At 44.6% G+C, this 15,334-nt stretch carries 19 protein-coding genes; 15 read left to right on the forward strand and 4 right to left on the reverse strand.

Features of this window, described 5'->3' with window-relative positions; translation table 11 throughout:
- Positions 1-134: 134 nt before the first annotated feature.
- Complete coding sequence (locus tag ACR1R9_RS05620) at positions 135-842, reverse strand: helix-turn-helix domain-containing protein (protein ID WP_072735384.1); 708 nt, start codon at positions 840-842, stop codon at positions 135-137.
- A 247-nt stretch (positions 843-1,089) separates the two neighbouring features.
- On the opposite strand from ACR1R9_RS05620, the gene ACR1R9_RS05625 reads away from it, so the two are divergent.
- The 5 genes from ACR1R9_RS05625 to ACR1R9_RS05645 all read left to right on the forward strand — a co-directional run bounded on the left by ACR1R9_RS05625 (position 1,090) and on the right by ACR1R9_RS05645 (position 4,783).
- Positions 1,090-2,310 carry a MalY/PatB family protein gene (locus ACR1R9_RS05625; RefSeq protein ID WP_433921540.1) on the forward strand — a complete coding sequence of 407 codons (1,221 nt, stop codon included), beginning with the start codon at positions 1,090-1,092 and terminating at the stop codon, positions 2,308-2,310.
- A 232-nt stretch (positions 2,311-2,542) separates the two neighbouring features.
- Positions 2,543-3,211 (forward strand): uracil-DNA glycosylase, encoded by a 669-nt coding sequence (gene ung / locus ACR1R9_RS05630; protein ID WP_076288306.1) that lies wholly within the window; start codon positions 2,543-2,545, stop codon positions 3,209-3,211.
- Between the two features lie 14 nt (positions 3,212-3,225).
- Positions 3,226-3,651, forward strand: coding sequence for a hypothetical protein (locus ACR1R9_RS05635; RefSeq protein WP_125477324.1), 426 nt, complete (start codon positions 3,226-3,228; stop codon positions 3,649-3,651).
- Between the two features lie 317 nt (positions 3,652-3,968).
- Entirely contained in the window at positions 3,969-4,553 is a 585-nt protein-coding gene (locus ACR1R9_RS05640) for a TIGR00730 family Rossman fold protein (protein ID WP_076288178.1), read from the forward strand.
- A 98-nt stretch (positions 4,554-4,651) separates the two neighbouring features.
- Entirely contained in the window at positions 4,652-4,783 is a 132-nt protein-coding gene (locus ACR1R9_RS05645) for a YjcZ family sporulation protein (RefSeq protein WP_211754062.1), read from the forward strand.
- 172 nt (positions 4,784-4,955) lie between these two features.
- Here the strand turns inward: ACR1R9_RS05645 and ACR1R9_RS05650 are convergent, their stop codons facing one another.
- Entirely contained in the window at positions 4,956-5,288 is a 333-nt protein-coding gene (locus ACR1R9_RS05650) for a hypothetical protein (protein WP_076288179.1), read from the reverse strand.
- 219 nt (positions 5,289-5,507) lie between these two features.
- Between ACR1R9_RS05650 and ACR1R9_RS05655 the strand changes: the two genes are divergently transcribed.
- From ACR1R9_RS05655 to ACR1R9_RS05670, 4 genes are all read left to right on the forward strand, one after another.
- Positions 5,508-6,245 (forward strand): glycerophosphodiester phosphodiesterase, encoded by a 738-nt coding sequence (locus ACR1R9_RS05655; protein ID WP_099858493.1) that lies wholly within the window; start codon positions 5,508-5,510, stop codon positions 6,243-6,245.
- 239 nt (positions 6,246-6,484) lie between these two features.
- The gene (locus ACR1R9_RS05660) at positions 6,485-7,540 is read left to right on the forward strand and encodes a FecCD family ABC transporter permease (RefSeq protein ID WP_063565538.1); all 1,056 of its coding nucleotides are present in this window, start codon (positions 6,485-6,487) and stop codon (positions 7,538-7,540) included.
- Positions 7,541-7,542: 2 nt separating this feature from the next.
- Positions 7,543-8,574: a FecCD family ABC transporter permease gene (locus ACR1R9_RS05665; protein WP_024631187.1), complete on the forward strand. Its 1,032-nt coding sequence runs from the start codon at positions 7,543-7,545 to the stop codon at positions 8,572-8,574.
- 44 nt (positions 8,575-8,618) lie between these two features.
- Positions 8,619-10,334: an ABC transporter ATP-binding protein gene (locus ACR1R9_RS05670; RefSeq protein ID WP_433921539.1), complete on the forward strand. Its 1,716-nt coding sequence runs from the start codon at positions 8,619-8,621 to the stop codon at positions 10,332-10,334.
- Positions 10,335-10,458: 124 nt separating this feature from the next.
- Here ACR1R9_RS05670 and ACR1R9_RS05675 read toward each other — a convergent pair whose 3' ends face one another.
- Positions 10,459-10,608, reverse strand: a complete 150-nt coding sequence (locus tag ACR1R9_RS05675; RefSeq protein WP_433921538.1) for a hypothetical protein — start codon at positions 10,606-10,608, stop codon at positions 10,459-10,461.
- Positions 10,609-10,774: 166 nt separating this feature from the next.
- Between ACR1R9_RS05675 and ACR1R9_RS05680 the strand changes: the two genes are divergently transcribed.
- The 4 genes from ACR1R9_RS05680 (at position 10,775) to ACR1R9_RS05695 (ending at position 13,394) form a co-directional block, all read left to right on the forward strand.
- Complete coding sequence (locus tag ACR1R9_RS05680) at positions 10,775-11,095, forward strand: hypothetical protein (RefSeq protein WP_433921537.1); 321 nt, start codon at positions 10,775-10,777, stop codon at positions 11,093-11,095.
- Between the two features lie 103 nt (positions 11,096-11,198).
- Positions 11,199-11,777 (forward strand): DUF3221 domain-containing protein, encoded by a 579-nt coding sequence (locus tag ACR1R9_RS05685; RefSeq protein WP_433921536.1) that lies wholly within the window; start codon positions 11,199-11,201, stop codon positions 11,775-11,777.
- A gap of 41 nt (positions 11,778-11,818) precedes the next feature.
- Positions 11,819-12,205 carry a DUF5071 domain-containing protein gene (locus ACR1R9_RS05690; RefSeq protein ID WP_326101906.1) on the forward strand — a complete coding sequence of 129 codons (387 nt, stop codon included), beginning with the start codon at positions 11,819-11,821 and terminating at the stop codon, positions 12,203-12,205.
- A gap of 184 nt (positions 12,206-12,389) precedes the next feature.
- Positions 12,390-13,394 (forward strand): VanZ family protein, encoded by a 1,005-nt coding sequence (locus ACR1R9_RS05695; RefSeq protein WP_433921535.1) that lies wholly within the window; start codon positions 12,390-12,392, stop codon positions 13,392-13,394.
- 111 nt (positions 13,395-13,505) lie between these two features.
- Here ACR1R9_RS05695 and ACR1R9_RS05700 read toward each other — a convergent pair whose 3' ends face one another.
- Positions 13,506-14,408 carry a manganese catalase family protein gene (locus ACR1R9_RS05700; RefSeq protein WP_099858500.1) on the reverse strand — a complete coding sequence of 301 codons (903 nt, stop codon included), beginning with the start codon at positions 14,406-14,408 and terminating at the stop codon, positions 13,506-13,508.
- A gap of 229 nt (positions 14,409-14,637) precedes the next feature.
- On the opposite strand from ACR1R9_RS05700, the gene ACR1R9_RS05705 reads away from it, so the two are divergent.
- Both ACR1R9_RS05705 and ACR1R9_RS05710 read left to right on the forward strand, forming a co-directional pair.
- Positions 14,638-14,934 (forward strand): hypothetical protein, encoded by a 297-nt coding sequence (locus ACR1R9_RS05705; protein WP_433921534.1) that lies wholly within the window; start codon positions 14,638-14,640, stop codon positions 14,932-14,934.
- Positions 14,935-14,988: 54 nt separating this feature from the next.
- Positions 14,989-15,309: a DUF3889 domain-containing protein gene (locus tag ACR1R9_RS05710; protein WP_076288190.1), complete on the forward strand. Its 321-nt coding sequence runs from the start codon at positions 14,989-14,991 to the stop codon at positions 15,307-15,309.
- The last annotated feature ends 25 nt before the right edge of the window (positions 15,310-15,334 follow it).

Raw genomic sequence — 15,334 nt, forward strand, 5'->3', positions numbered from 1 at the left:
AAGTGTGAAGTAATAAACATCTGATCCCAAAGGGCGCTTTTATGAGCTGTAATAGCTTATAACTGTCGCCCTTTTCTTGTTATACAGGCGGTTCTCTTCTAATCCACTCTGATGGATCAGCATCTGTTGAAAATTTAGGTGACGGCTAGCATATTATAGATCTTTAACGTGCGCAGATCTTCCTTAGACATTTTCAGTTCGTTATATAACTCCTGGTTCTCAGGCAAGGGTGTTCGAGAGAATAGCATTTTCAAAGCGATGGGCATAAAGGGACGGAAGGAAACGCCTGCCATCAACCCCCACTTTTTCTCGGATTCCTGAAAAGATGCCAGGATGTTAATATACAGATTCTCCAGCGGTGTAGCCTGATTTTTTAGAATGAGCGTGGTGAGTGTGTCGTAATGCTCGGTGTGGCCCCAATACATATTTTCGCATTCCTGATAATTCTCAAAATTCTTGACGTTCATATACATCACAGTTCGATAACGATTCGCGTCCGACTGTGCCATCATGTCAATGACACAACGGATGAGGCTGTTATTGCGCCCATCATAAAAATACGAATAAAACCGTGTGGAATTTTTGAAAAAGCTGGACGGTACGGTATTCATGAGGGGAGAGGCTTGCTTGGGCTCGATATACAGCAGCTGCTCCACCTGAATGTTCAATGAATCAGCAATTTGATGCAGCGTGACCACATCAAGTGTAATATCACCGCTCTCATATTTGGACAGAGTAGCTTTACTTTTGTGAATCTGATCCGCCAGCTGCTGAACCGTTAATCCTTTCCATTTGCGAAAATTACGGATTTTCTTGCCCACTTCTTTGTTGATGGTGTTCATATCGGATCTCCTTCTTTTAAGTTTCTTAAGAATATGAGAAAAGGTGAAACCCCTTGGTAAAATCAATCTATACGAAAAATATAACACTTTTTTCATGGAAATACCTATTCAGAAGAAACATTAAGATCAATTTGTTTCTTCTGAATAGATTGTATTATGTTTGATGTAACTTCTAAGCCATGAAATAATGTGACTACCAGAACCTCATCCCAGGATGGAGAACAGAGAGAAAGAGGCGCAGAAGGCTATGAAATATGATTTTGATGAGATTATTGATCGCACAGGAACCAATGCCATGAATACGGATGGTTTCCGTCAATATATTTTTAATGCAACAGAAGATATGAAATTTCCCTTTAAGGATGAAGAGTTTATTCGCATGTGGATTGCAGATATGGAGTTTGCCACACCTCCCGAAATACGGGAAGCAGTTAAAGAACGTTTGGACCGGAAAATTATGGGGTACTCCCAGGTGTTCGATCCGGCATACTACGAAGCTGTCTCCAACTGGATGAACAGATACTACGACTGGTCTTTTCCCAAAGAGTATCTGGAGACATCACATGGGATCATTCCTGCTCTATATGAATTAGTTGAATATATTTGCAAACCGAATGAAAAGGTGTTGATTGTGACACCCTCCTATGGTTATTTTAAATCGGCTGCAGAGCATAATCATCTTGAACTAGTTTGCTCAGATTTGATCAACGAGCAGGGACATTATTCAATAGACTTTGCAGATTTTGAAGCCAAAGCCAGTGATGAACAAGTCACGTTATGTATTTTTTGCAATCCGCATAATCCGTCTGGACGCGTATGGTCAACAGAAGAGTTACAACGTGTGGGTGAGATCTGTCTGAACCATAACGTGTGGGTAATATCGGATGAAATTCACTGTGATTTGCTGCGTACAGGTAAGAAGCATACACCTCTTGCCAAGCTGTTCCCGGATACGGATCGAATCATTACCTGTATGTCTCCAAGCAAAACGTTCAACATGGCGGGCCTAATGTTCTCCAACGTGATTATTGCAAATGAAGGACTTCGAACGATCTGGCAGAAACGGCATTATGGATTCAAAAATCCGCTGAGCATTGCTGCGACTCAAGCGGCTTACGAACATGGCGACGAATGGCTGAAGCAGTTGAAAACGTATCTCGATGGCAATTTTGCCGTTGTGGATCAATATGTGAAGCGTTATCTGCCACAGGCAGTCTTTCGTGTTCCGGAGGCTACGTATCTGGCATGGATTGATATTACGGCATACATCCCCTCAAATGTAAACCTGCCTTTATTTTTCGCTGAACAAGCGGGGGTATTACTTGAAGATGGGCATATGTTTGTAGCTAATGGAGGCGGGTGTATCCGTCTAAACTTGGCATGTCCGCGTTCGGTTCTTGAAGAGGGACTTAGAAGAATAAGCACTCTATTGATCAATAAAGATGAAGGCGTACCCGTTCAAGTCTGAAAAGTACAGAATCAAAGCGCATCAATTTGCAGCGTTAGCTATTCCATTGTCACTCTGAGATAACGTTAGTTATACAGGTAACCTATCCCCTGATGTACACTTCTGGTCTGCTGTCCCCGGTTATGTTAAAATGGTGGATAGTCTATGAGTCGTAGGATGCGGCTCACGCAGGTGGCAGTTCGTTATGTGGACTGCACGGATATGTATTCATCAGGGAAGGGAGCCTTTACATATGTTTGAAAATGATTGGGACACGGTACTTCAGGAAGAGACTGAAGCCGAGTATTTCAACAACATTCGTTATGCACTCGCCGCCGAGTACAAAACACAGACCATTTTTCCACCCAAGGAAGATTTGTTCTCGGCTCTTAAACTGACCCCGTATCATAAGGTCAAGGCTGTTATAATCGGTCAGGACCCTTATCACGGAGCAGGTCAAGCTCAAGGGTTAAGTTTCTCGGTCAGACCGGGGGTGCGCATTCCTCCTTCTTTGAAAAATATATATAAGGAACTTCACGCGGATCTGGGGCTGCCGATTCCGAATCACGGATCGCTGGTTCATTGGGCAGAGCAGGGCGTGCTGCTGCTTAATGCGGTTCTGACGGTACGGGAAGGACAGCCAAACTCCCATCAGGGACTGGGATGGCAGACGTTTACAGACGCTGTTATCCGGGCATTGAATGAACGTTCAGAACCGATGGTATTTATGCTTTGGGGCAGTCATGCCCAGAAGAAAGGGGCATTCATTAACCGGGATAAACACCTGGTGTTGGAGTCTACGCATCCAAGTCCGCTTGCAGCACATCGTGGTTTCCTGGGCAGTCGTCCTTTTTCCAAAGCCAATGAATTTTTGACCTCCAAAGGTATTGAACCGATTGATTGGACGATACCGGAAAACTAGACAAACGGGGGGCGATGGCATTGCGACATTGGGTAGGACGGAAAGTAGCCGTATATCGTGCAACCGGCATACGAGAGCCACTGAAAGGAACGCTGGTCGAGTGGGATGAAGAAGCGGATTGTGTACGAATCGGACCCAAGCGGATCAAGGTATCGTTCGACAATATCGCAATGATCCGGCCTCTGCCTGAAGAGAGCCTTCCCTTGAAAAAAGCGCGATCCGAGGTGCATAAGGTTGGATATGTGATGAAAAAGGCCGTGCAATTTGAAAATGCCATCTATTTCAAATCACAGGTTATGATTTGGCGTCGGGCCAAAATTGTAGCATTATCCACCACGATTATACGTCATGATGATGATCAGGTTGAGCTTGCAGACGGCCGGATACTTCGCAAGGACAAGCATATGTTTGTGGTACGCTCACGTCGTGGAATACGATAAGTCCACTGATATTTAATATTCATTTCATGCAAAGATCATATGGATTTAATGTTCGACCTTTATAGTAAACATTAACAACCCCTTCTAAATGATGTGTACTAATTATGGGAGCCCGGCCGGCTGCAAACGGTCGGGTGTTTTTTTGTCTATTGGTTCTGTTAACCTGTTGTACATACCCATAACATTCATGTTATATATTATTAAAATAGATAAATTGAACTAAACATTTATACGAGAACGTAGAGGGTGTCATCGAAGTGGCAAGTGTAAATATTCTTAAGTTCAATCTAAAAGATCATGAGAAGGAGTGAAACCCATTGAAACGTATATGTGTTTTTGCAGGCTCCAACCCGGGAAATCACCCCGATTACACACAGCAGGCTATTAAATTGGGTAAACAGATCGCCGATAATGGGTACGCACTCGTCTATGGCGGTTCATGTATGGGATTAATGGGTGCAGTCGCGGATGCTGCTCTGGAGCAAGGTGGAGAAGTAATTGGTGTCATGCCAACTGGATTGTTCCGAGGAGAGGTCGTACATGGAGGTCTTACGCAGCTGATTGAAGTGGGAACGATGCATGAACGCAAGGCAACGATGGCTGAACTATCCGACGGATTTGTGGCTCTTCCTGGTGGTATGGGTACATTTGAAGAACTATTTGAGGTTCTTTGCTGGGCACAAATTGGCATTCATCGTAAACCCGTCGGTTTGTTAAATGTAAACGGATATTATGAGCCGTTGATGAAAATGGTTGAGCACAGCGTGCATGAAGGATTCTCCAATACTTCACATCTCAGTCTATGGAGTCTTGAATCTGATCCGGCTGAACTGTTGAACCGGATGTCCTCCTATATTCCGGCACAATTGACCCAGAAGTGGTCTCAGCTTCAGGATAAGTAACTACCCGCTCCAGCGGAAAACTTTCCGATGTGCCCAAGCAAGTTCCCTCTCCAAACATAGTCTATAGTGTACTTTCTTAAAAGAGGGGAGTGTCACTCATGAGCGAAATCAAAGGCACAGGTTACGGTTACGGATACGGCGGCTTTGGCGGTGGAGCATGGACATCAACAGGCGCGATTCTGGTGTTGTTCATCCTGCTCGTTATCATCTCTCGTACATTCGTACTGTAATTCGGTCAGCCATTCCGGGACGGTGACATAGTTGCTGAAGCAATGCCCGGTGAAGAAATGGCCTTTCCAAAGAGACGTCGGTACGGTCGGCGTCTCAGGGGAACGGTTTTTTTGTCTGCAAAAAAAGAACTCCGCCTCTAGGGAAAAGAGAGACAGAGCAGGGCAAGAGAGGTTAGACCGTTACCACAGTATCACCCGGCAAACTGAGTGTTCTCCAGGCAATGTATAGTCCAATAGCAGCCGCAATAAGAGCAAGGATGGCAGCGATAAAAGCCAACTTATCCAGTTGACTCTGTTCATTAATAACAGATGATTGATTACTTGTTTTGTCGGGAACAGACAGCCCTCGAACGGATGCCTTTTTCATGTATTGGCGTGGTCCGGGGGGCGTTCTTGTTTTGCTGCTGGGTTTGCCGGATCTGCTTTTGGCAGAAATTCTGGGTAAGGGAGCTTTTTTGGAGGAAGATTGGGAAGATACAGATCTATTCTTCGTTAGGGGTTTCAATGGGCGACCTCCTTACAGCGGAGTGCAGTTGTCTATGACTGATACTATATTATGTCTGCGTTACAGATTGAGTTCACAAAATGAGTGAATCCCCAGCCCCCAAGATGTTGCCCTATACACGGACAGAGCATACAATTAAACGCTCTGTTAATACAGGTATGACAAACTGCGTTTATAGTGATAATCATAGAGTTAATGTTGAACTCAGGAGGCGCTGGAATGAAAAGATTTGAAAATATTGCCCATAGGGGAGCATCCGCCGTATGTCCCGAGAATACGATGGTGGCCTTTGAACGCAGCTTGCAGCTTGGAGCAACAGGCATTGAAACAGATGTCCAGCTTTCCAGTGATGGTAGACTTGTACTGATACATGATGAGACGTTAAGTCGCACTGCTGGAGCAGAAGGCTGGGTCAAGGATAAATCAATTGAAGAATTGCGTACTCTTGACGCAGGAGCTTGGTTCCATGCCGATTTTGCTGGAGAACGCATTCCATCTTTGGAAGAATTATTTGATCTGGTTCGGGGAAAAGACATTTTACTTAACCTGGAATTGAAAAATGGTATTGTTAGTTATAAAGGAATGGAAGAAAAGTTGATACAAGCGATTCGGGATTGGGACATGGAACAACAGGTTATTCTGTCCAGCTTCAATCATGCTTCGTTAGTGAGATGCAAACGTCTTGCCCCGGAAATTCGCACAGCAATTCTATATATGGAAAAGCTGTACCGCCCATATGATTATGCGGCCAAACTGGAAGCTTCTGCTCTGCATCCCTACAAGCTGGCTGTAACACAAGAAGAAGTTGCTGCTGCACTGGCTCAGGAAATTGCAACACATCCGTTCACGGTGAATGATCCTGCCCAGATGCAGGAACTGATCGACATGGGTGTAATGGGAATCATTACGGATGTGCCTGATGTCTTGGCAGCATTGATTGCGGTGCATAGTCGTTAATTCATTTTAATAACCAAGGTGCTGCATTGGAGTTCTTATACTCCATGCAGCTTTTTTTAGTACAAAAATTCATTTATGCAATAAACATGTCCCATTTGTCCATTGCCAGCGACAGTTAGTTGACATACAATGGTCTATGGGAATGAGAATCAATATCAATATCAGTTTTGTATTAATAGAGAGGTGAATGTTATGTACATAGGATTTGTCTACACCACTCATAACAAGGGTGGGGGCATATGAGTTCGAAAGTTTCACCGGCAAGTCAACCTACGGAATCACCGACAGCCAAAATCCACACTCGTCCCTGGGCTGCCACATTGATCCTGACCGGGGGGATTCTGCTGCTCGCGCTGGGTATGGCGTTATCCATTTCGTTTGGGGCCGCAGATATTAAGCTGGGCGTTGTATGGGAGGCCATTTTCAACTTTAATCCTGAACTGACTCCGCATCAGATCATATGGGAGATTCGGTTACCGCGTATTCTTGGCGGAGCGATGGTCGGTGCCTGCTTCGCTGTAGCCGGTGCGATTATGCAGGGGATGACCCGAAACCCGCTGGCAGATTCCGGTTTGCTCGGACTGAATGCTGGCGCGGGATTTGCGCTTGCTGTCTGCTTTGCCTTTTTCCCAGGCATGCCATATATGTATATCATTCTGTACTCCTTCGTTGGTGCAGGACTTGGGGTTCTGTTGGTCTACGGTTTCGGTGCAGCTTCTAAATCCGGACTTACACCTCTCCGGCTCGTTCTGGCGGGGGCGGCAGTGTCTGCGATGTTATCAGCACTCAGTGAAGGGATTGCACTGTATTTCAAAATTGGACAAGACCTCGCTTTCTGGACAGCTGGCGGTGTAGCCGGGACGAAGTGGTCCCAGTTAGAGGTCATGTTCCCTTGGGTTTTGGCGGCGCTTATTGCAGGGATTATTATCTCTCGTTCCATTACGCTGCTTAGCTTGGGAGAAGATATCGCCGTTGGATTGGGTCAACGTACTGGCTTGATCAAGCTGGTTGGTCTGATTGTTGTACTGATCCTCGCGGGTACAGCCGTGTCCGTGGTGGGTGCTGTTGGTTTTGTAGGTCTTATCATTCCCCATCTCACACGTAAATTGGTTGGTGTCGATTATCGCTGGATTATTCCATGTTCCGCAGTGATGGGCAGTCTGCTGCTCGTATTCGCGGATCTGGCTGCACGTATGATTAACCCGCCATATGAGACGCCAATTGGCGCCTTGGTTGCCCTAATTGGGGTACCTTTCTTCCTCTATCTGGCGCGTAAAGAAAGGAGGACTCTGTAACGATGGAATCCTCAACTCTGGTTGGAGCAGAACGCAAAAAGAGAACAAAAAGCACCATTGTCATGATTGTGCTTGGTGCGTTGATTATTACGGCTTTTATTATCAGTATGAATACAGGGTTCACTCGGCTTTCTCCGCTTGAGGTTATGCGGACCTTGTTTGGCGGTGGGACTGCTAAGCAGGAACTGATCTTGTTTGAATTCCGTTTGCCGCGTATCGTCATTTCAGTTCTGGTTGGTGCGGGACTTGCGCTATCCGGTTGTATTCTACAGGGGGTATCCCGAAATCCTCTGGCTGATCCAGGAATTCTCGGTATCAACGCTGGAGCCGGATTGGTTGTTATGTTGTTTGTTTCCTTCTTCCCGACAACAACGGCGGCTCCCGTATTTTTGCTGCCAATCCTGGCTCTGATCGGTGCAACGTTTGCTGCATTTTTGATTTATGTGCTCTCTTACAAAAAGGGAGAAGGTCTCATGCCTACGCGCATGTTGCTTACAGGGATTGGTGTAGCGGCAGGAATCAGCTCAGCCATGATCGTACTAACACTTCGGCTCAGTCCGGAGAAGTATCAATTTGTGGCCACCTGGATGGCAGGTAGCATCTGGGGTTCCAACTGGAAATTCGTAACGGCGTTGTTGCCGTTTCTCATTGTCCTTGTGCCGCTTGTTCTGTATAAAGCCCGTGTGCTCAATGTACTGAACCTGGGTGATCAAACAGCGAGTGGTCTCGGCGCACCGGTGGAGCGTGAAAGACTGATACTGCTGGCTGCTGCCGTGGGACTGGCCGGATCATGTGTATCCGTCAGTGGCGGTATTGGTTTTGTGGGTCTAATCGGCCCACACCTGGCACGTCGTCTCGTGGGACCAAAACATCAGTTCCTTTTGCCTGCATCTGCATTAGTCGGATCATTGCTCGTGCTTGTTGCAGATACGCTGGGACGCGTAATTTTGCAGCCTTCAGAGATTCCAGCAGGTATTCTGGTTGCCATCATTGGTGCCCCGTACTTCCTGTATCTCTTGAGCAAAACGAAATAGAAAGCAATCATGTGGTATGGTTGCTATAAGGAGGGCTTCAGTCCATGCTTCGCCGTTTCTTTGCCTATTACAGGCCTTACAAAAAGCTGTTCATTCTGGACTTTAGCTGCGCGATTTTCGTAGCTCTGCTGGAACTTGCCTTTCCGCTGGCAGTTAATAGAGTCGTGGATGACCTTTTGCCAGGGGGACGCTGGGACTGGATATTATGGGCATGTCTTGCCCTGCTCGCGATCTATCTATTAAACTCGTTCCTCAACTTTGTTGTTACATACTGGGGACATAAGCTTGGTATTAACATAGAGACCGATATGCGTAAAGCGCTCTTTAATCACGTACAGAAGTTATCATTCCGTTTCTTTGACAATACCAAAACCGGACACCTAGTCTCTCGTATGACCAATGACCTCATGGATATTGGCGAGATTGCCCATCATGGTCCGGAGGATGTATTTATCGCAGTAATGACGCTGATCGGTGCATTCAGCATCATGATGAGCATTAACGGAAATCTGGCCGTGTTAACATTTATTATCGTACCGCTCATTATTTATCTATCCTTGTATTTTGGCAGCAAGATGTCCAAGGCATTTAGCCGAATGTTTGGGGATATAGCAGATTTCAATGCACGTGTAGAAAACAATGTAAGTGGTATTCGCGTGGTTCAGGCTTTTGCTAATGAAGAGCATGAAAAAGCACAATTCGCTGTAAACAACAGCCGTTTCCGTCAGACCAAACTGATCGCGTACAAAATCATGGCTTGGAACTCTTCCATCAGTTATATGCTGATGAAGCTGGTATCCCTCTTTGTACTGGTATGTGGCACATGGTTTGTTATTAATGGAAGTATGAGCTACGGTCAGTTTATTGCATTTATTATGCTGTCCAATGTGTTTCTTACACCCATTCAGAAGATCAATTCCGTTATTGAGACGTATCCAAAAGGGATTGCAGGTTTCAAACGTTATACGGAATTGCTCGATATGGAGCCGGACGTTGAAGATCGTCCGGGTGCCACTACAGTATCTCATCTGCGTGGAGATATTCGATATGAGCAGGTGACCTTTGGCTATTCGGATCAGGAGCCTGTTCTTAAAGGGATTGAACTGAATATTCACGCCGGCGAAACCGTGGCCCTTGTAGGACCATCTGGTGCAGGGAAAACAACGCTTTGTAGTCTGCTGCCTCGTTTCTATGATGTGCTGGAAGGTCGCATCACGATCGATGGTCAGGAGATTCAAGACATGACGCTGGATTCATTGCGCAGTCAGATCGGAATTGTTCAGCAGGACGTGTTCCTGTTCGATGGAACAGTTCGTGAGAATATTGCGTATGGCAAGCTGGATGCAACAGAAGAAGAAATCTGGATGGCAGCTCGTCGTGCTCAGATGGAAACACTGATTACTTCCATGCCGGAAGGAATGGATACGTTAATTGGTGAACGCGGTGTGAAACTGTCCGGCGGACAGAAACAGCGCTTGTCCATTGCGCGTATGTTCCTGAAGAATCCTCCAATTCTAATTTTGGACGAAGCTACATCTGCACTGGATACGGAGACAGAAGCGGCGATCCAGCAATCCCTTGCGGAATTGTCCGAAGGACGGACTACCCTGGTTATTGCCCACAGATTGGCTACGATCAAAAATGCGGATCGTATTATTGTTGTTGCCGAACAGGGGATCACGGAGCAGGGCAGACATGAGGAGTTGCTTCAAGCGGGTGGAGTATACAGCCGTCTGCATTATGCACAGTTTGGTGCCTGAACGTAACTGAGCGTTTATGAACTCTAACTCTTGATATGAAGCTGTATATGAACTAAAAAAAACGCCTTCGTCTACTCATGATCCTGAGTAAGACGAAGGCGTTTTTCTACTTTCTAATATTACGTTACTGAGCTTGAGTTGAGGTGGTGGATTCAACTGAGTCTGCTTCAGCGGTTGTAGTGGATGGTTCTGCTTGGCTACCACAGGCTGATAACAGTGCTCCAATCAGGGTAATCATGAGTGTAAGGGTACCGAGCTTACGTGTTGCTTTCATCGTTTGAATTCCTCCCGTAACTGGTTACTTATTGGATAATGATAATCATTATCAATTTAGTTCGAATGTGATCAGTTTATCGAAAGCGGGATGGCAGTACAATGGACAAACAGGCGGAAAACCTTTGTACAAAAATAGAAGAAAGTGAAGAGAGGAGACAATCGCTATGTTTTATATTTTCATAACCTGGTTAGTATTGATTTTATTGCTGATTATCCTGGTTCAAGGCGTACAAAAGAATTCCAAAGATAGAGATAGAGGGGGATCTGTTTTCAAACGTTGGGGCGGGTGGTTCATCGGACTTTTTGTTGTAGGCAGCGTCCCATTGGGTTATGCGTTATATACGGAGTTACGTGGAGGCTATATAGGGGCTAATATCGGCTTGGGGCTCGCTCTGTTTTTTACCTGGGGATACTGTGCAATTTTATTATGTGTGGCATTAGTGATCTGGGGAAGGTATGGGTATAAGCAGTACAGAAAGAAGTGATTTTGTTGCCCTCATGTTTATGATAAACGTAAGTTTGCATGCAACTATAAGCATATATTGAACGTTGAAATTAGAAATAGGTTTAAATAAGGGGGATTTACATATGTCCCATCTTCGTCAAGTACTGATATCGCTCTCAATCCTGATCGTATGCCTTACTGGATGTTCAAGACATATCGATTGTAATTCAGTGCAAACTCAAGTGAATACACCAAGTGAAGATGGATTCACTGGTTATGTGGTTGCCCGCGAAGGCAATTCCATTCTAGTGGTTGATCCTGCATATGAAGACTTCGGTGCGAACAAAGGAGAAAGTCGGTATTATCCGGCAAAATGGTTCTCCAATGCGCCTAATCCGCAGATCGGCTCCTATGTTGAGATTTGGACGGATGGCAGCCCGGAAAATCAGCCCTATCCCGGGCAGGCCAGAGCGGAAACGATTGCTGTATCTTGCCCGGCCAATCCAGATGGAGCTCATATGAGTGAGGAGGATGCCATCCGGGCTGGATTGTACTCATTAGACGGAGAGCAAGTACGTATTCCTGTAATTGAGAATGTTGATTTCGATAAGCATATAGGAACATGGACCATTCGTATGCGAGATGCAATGTCAACGACGGATACTCAGGATCAGATTGAAGTAAAAGTAGAAGACATTGAGCCAGTATCGGAGCAGGAGTAAGGATCTAGGAATTCAATGTTGGATGAAAAGAGGAGATAGGTCTGAATGTTAGAGAATGGCTTCCCCGCGACAAACATGATTATGAAGCGGTGCGTAAGTTAAGTGAATTAAGTAATGAAGAGTTGAGAGATATCATTCCTGAGCTTATGGAGTGGTTGCAAGATGGGAATTGGCCCATTGCCAGATCCGTAGAAGATTTACTTTTAAGATTTGGAGAAGAACTTATTCCTCATATTCAAAATGTATTTAAAACCAAAGATCCACAGTGGGAATATTTTATGCTTACTGGTTTAATCAGAAGATTGCCTTCGCGATATCTAATAGTTTTGAAGGTTGATTTGGAAAGAATTTTGAAAAATCCTACAGAGGATGAGATGTTTGAGGAATTGGATGAGGTTATAGTACCATTGCTGGAAAAAATACAATAACAAGCCAATAAGAAGCGTATTTTTCATTTTGTGATTCAGAATAGTTCATACGAAGCAGCAGTGCAAACAACCTTGAACGGCACAACCTCTCAGGGTTACCAAGAAATCAAGGAGCAACGTGAGTCCTGCAGATTGTAGCGTGGAATGATTTGATGATGTGGAAGTTTATTGAAAAAAAGAAGGTGTGATTTTTATTTTGTATCAAGGAAAGTCAAGAAAATTCATCATTGTATTGTTATCTTTGTATACTTGTTTAACATTGTATTTCTTATTCCTGGGCTTCGATAGAAGCTCGGCCAGTCCTGATCAGGGCTGGCGATACAGCTTAACCCCTGAAGGAATTCCTTTACATTTTCCAATGGGGAGAGATTTTAAGATATGGTTTTTTGAAATGGGGAACTTTGTAGCATTCATCCCCTTCGGGATGGTCATTCCGCTCCTCTTTCGCTGTGGGTTTATTCGCTTTATCAGCATATTCATTCTCTGCATTACGATGTTAGAGACATTGCAAATGATTTCCCGTTTAGGTGCGTTTGACATAGACGATATCCTGATTAATACTTTAGGGGCTGCCGTTGGATATGGAGCACAGCGGATAGTAAAGCATCATCGGAATACATTAAAAGGACTTATTCGAATCTTCCTGACAGCGATTATTTTTTCAATAAGTACGATCACTGTTGTTGGCGGCCTCAATCATTATTTAGATAATGTTGACGGAAAAAGTGTTGCACTGAATGAAATTGTTTCGAGCGATGGGGCTGTAGTATGGGATGAAGAACTCTCCAGTTTTAAAGTAGGCCAAACCAATGTCGAGCCTCAAATCAATCTGTACAGTAGAGAAAAACAAAAAACGAATGAGTTTTCATATCTCTTAAATCAAAAATACAAAAATATGAAAGGTTATTTCGCTATACCGGACGATGTTGTCCGAAGAGCAAGCCATGAGACTATAACAGTAAGCTTTATCGCCGATGGCACAGAAATTTATTCTTTGGTTGTATCAGCAAACAGTGGGGAGAACCATCCTGACTCTTTTCAAACTCCGTTAAAGGGAGTTAATGAACTGACTATAAAAGTAATATCCGATGGTTCAAATCCGGTGACCAATATAGTGATGTGGGACATTACACTGACAGAGTCAAACACAGGGCAAAAGTTCATCAACAGCATTAAATCCATGTTTTAATATATCAATAATAGCCCTCGATCCTGCCACTGAAGCAGCAAGATCCGAGGGCTTAATCCATTTTCATGCCATATCAACAACAACTAATACATCCACTACAATAAAGCTTCCTTAATCCGCAATATTTCCTGCCATCTTCAGACGACGTGCAATTTCCTGGAAGTCTTCCTGCGATATACCTGGTGCGAATTCTTCTTCCACTGCAGGAGCTTCCGGAATCGGGTATCCTTCAGGGACGCCTTGAATGACTTCCAGCGGTTGTCCATCTTCAGGGTGTGTCCCTTTCCAGATCTGACTGATCGCAGTAAAGTCTTTATCACTATAGGTATACAGCTTGGTGTGTAGGCCTTTTTCTTCGTATTTCCACGCTTCGTTAAAGGATTTGTTGCTCAGGGATGGAATCGGCACCAATTTGGTTACATTCACTCCGGTTGCGATTTCAAGCGCTTTAGCATAAGCGACCACATGCACACCACCACGTACCAGCAAATAGCCAACAACTGCCCGGGCTGCAGGGTGATCGGTCATTTCATAAACTTTCATTTTATGTGTACGTGCTCCGCATTCGAGGAAAAAGTTATGCAGCAGATCTTCAACCAGATTACCGCTGTTGAAGACATTGGCTCCTGTCCAGGGATTGCCCATGGAGTCGAAAGGCATTGCTCCCTGTGCGCCAGCCAGGAAATGATAGGAGAGACGCGCATCCTTCACGGAACTAAGTGGTGTATCGTCAGGCTCTTTGTACTCAGTGGAACCTCTGAGGCACTTGTTAATGCCATGAGACACAAGCTCTACATGACCTAATTCTTCCGCGGTGATACTCATCACCAGATCGTAGAAGGGTTTCAATTTTTCTTTGGAACGAAAATTAAACGATTGATAGAGGTAATTGTTCAACGTTGACATCTCTCCGAATTTACCACCCAGCAATTCTTGTATTGCTGCCGCTGCATTCGGGTCCGGTCTCTCGACATTGGGGATTTCAATTGCGATTTCATCCATACGTTTGAACATTCGGGTGTAACCTCCTCGAAATGATTGCTCAGAATAATGAAGTGATGCTGTCATGGCCTATTACACGTTTATCGAATACGCTAAACCCATAATTTTGCAAATGAGGCTTAAGGCGTATGTAATTGAGTCTACATTTGTTATTTCCAATCCCGTGTTATTTATGTACAATCAGGACGAATGAAGTTAAGTATGGTAGTCATTATCTGAATTAATGAAGGAGAAACTGAGAGTGCGCAAAAGTTGGATTATGGTGGGATGGGGTGTCCTCCTGCTTGTCGTTTTTGGATGTAGCGATGTGACGGCAGCATATGCAAATTATTCGAGTGAGTTGGATCAACAAAGAAAAGACAAGCTGATAGAAAAGTACGGTTTGGAAAAGCTGGAAGATCCACCAACGCGAAATCTTTTATTGGATGGTGACTGGGGGATAAGCTTCAAATCACCAATAGAACGGTATAAGATGGCGATCAGTACGATTCAATCGCTCCAGCAGCCGATTACGTTTATCATTCGTCTACTGGTGTAAAATAAACTTCTACAGGGCAGGCTAACGTAAACATTGCCCCAAGGAGTGAATGAAATGAGAATGCTCATCGTAGCCCTAATGACAGTGGTACTAAGTTTAAGTGGACTAACAACCAGTTCAGCAACTGCGATTCCGGATTATGCGAAGTGGGGAATCATTGCAGTGAAAGAAACACAAACCAAGTACAACGTGGACATTTTGGATTACAAACATATTGGACGCACTTCGTTAACAGCAGACCAGTCCCGTGAACAGTTCAAGTTATGGGTACGTAATAAAGACGGTAAACAATTTGCTGTATTTGTGAATGTTGATTTTAACCCGTCTACCCAGCAGCTGAAAAAAGTACAATTCACGGAATCGGATCGACGTTAAACTGAAGATGATCTGCATAGCAAGG

Origin of the sequence: Paenibacillus taichungensis, from assembly GCF_050994985.1 — a bacterium.
Classification (GTDB): domain Bacteria; phylum Bacillota; class Bacilli; order Paenibacillales; family Paenibacillaceae; genus Paenibacillus; species Paenibacillus taichungensis.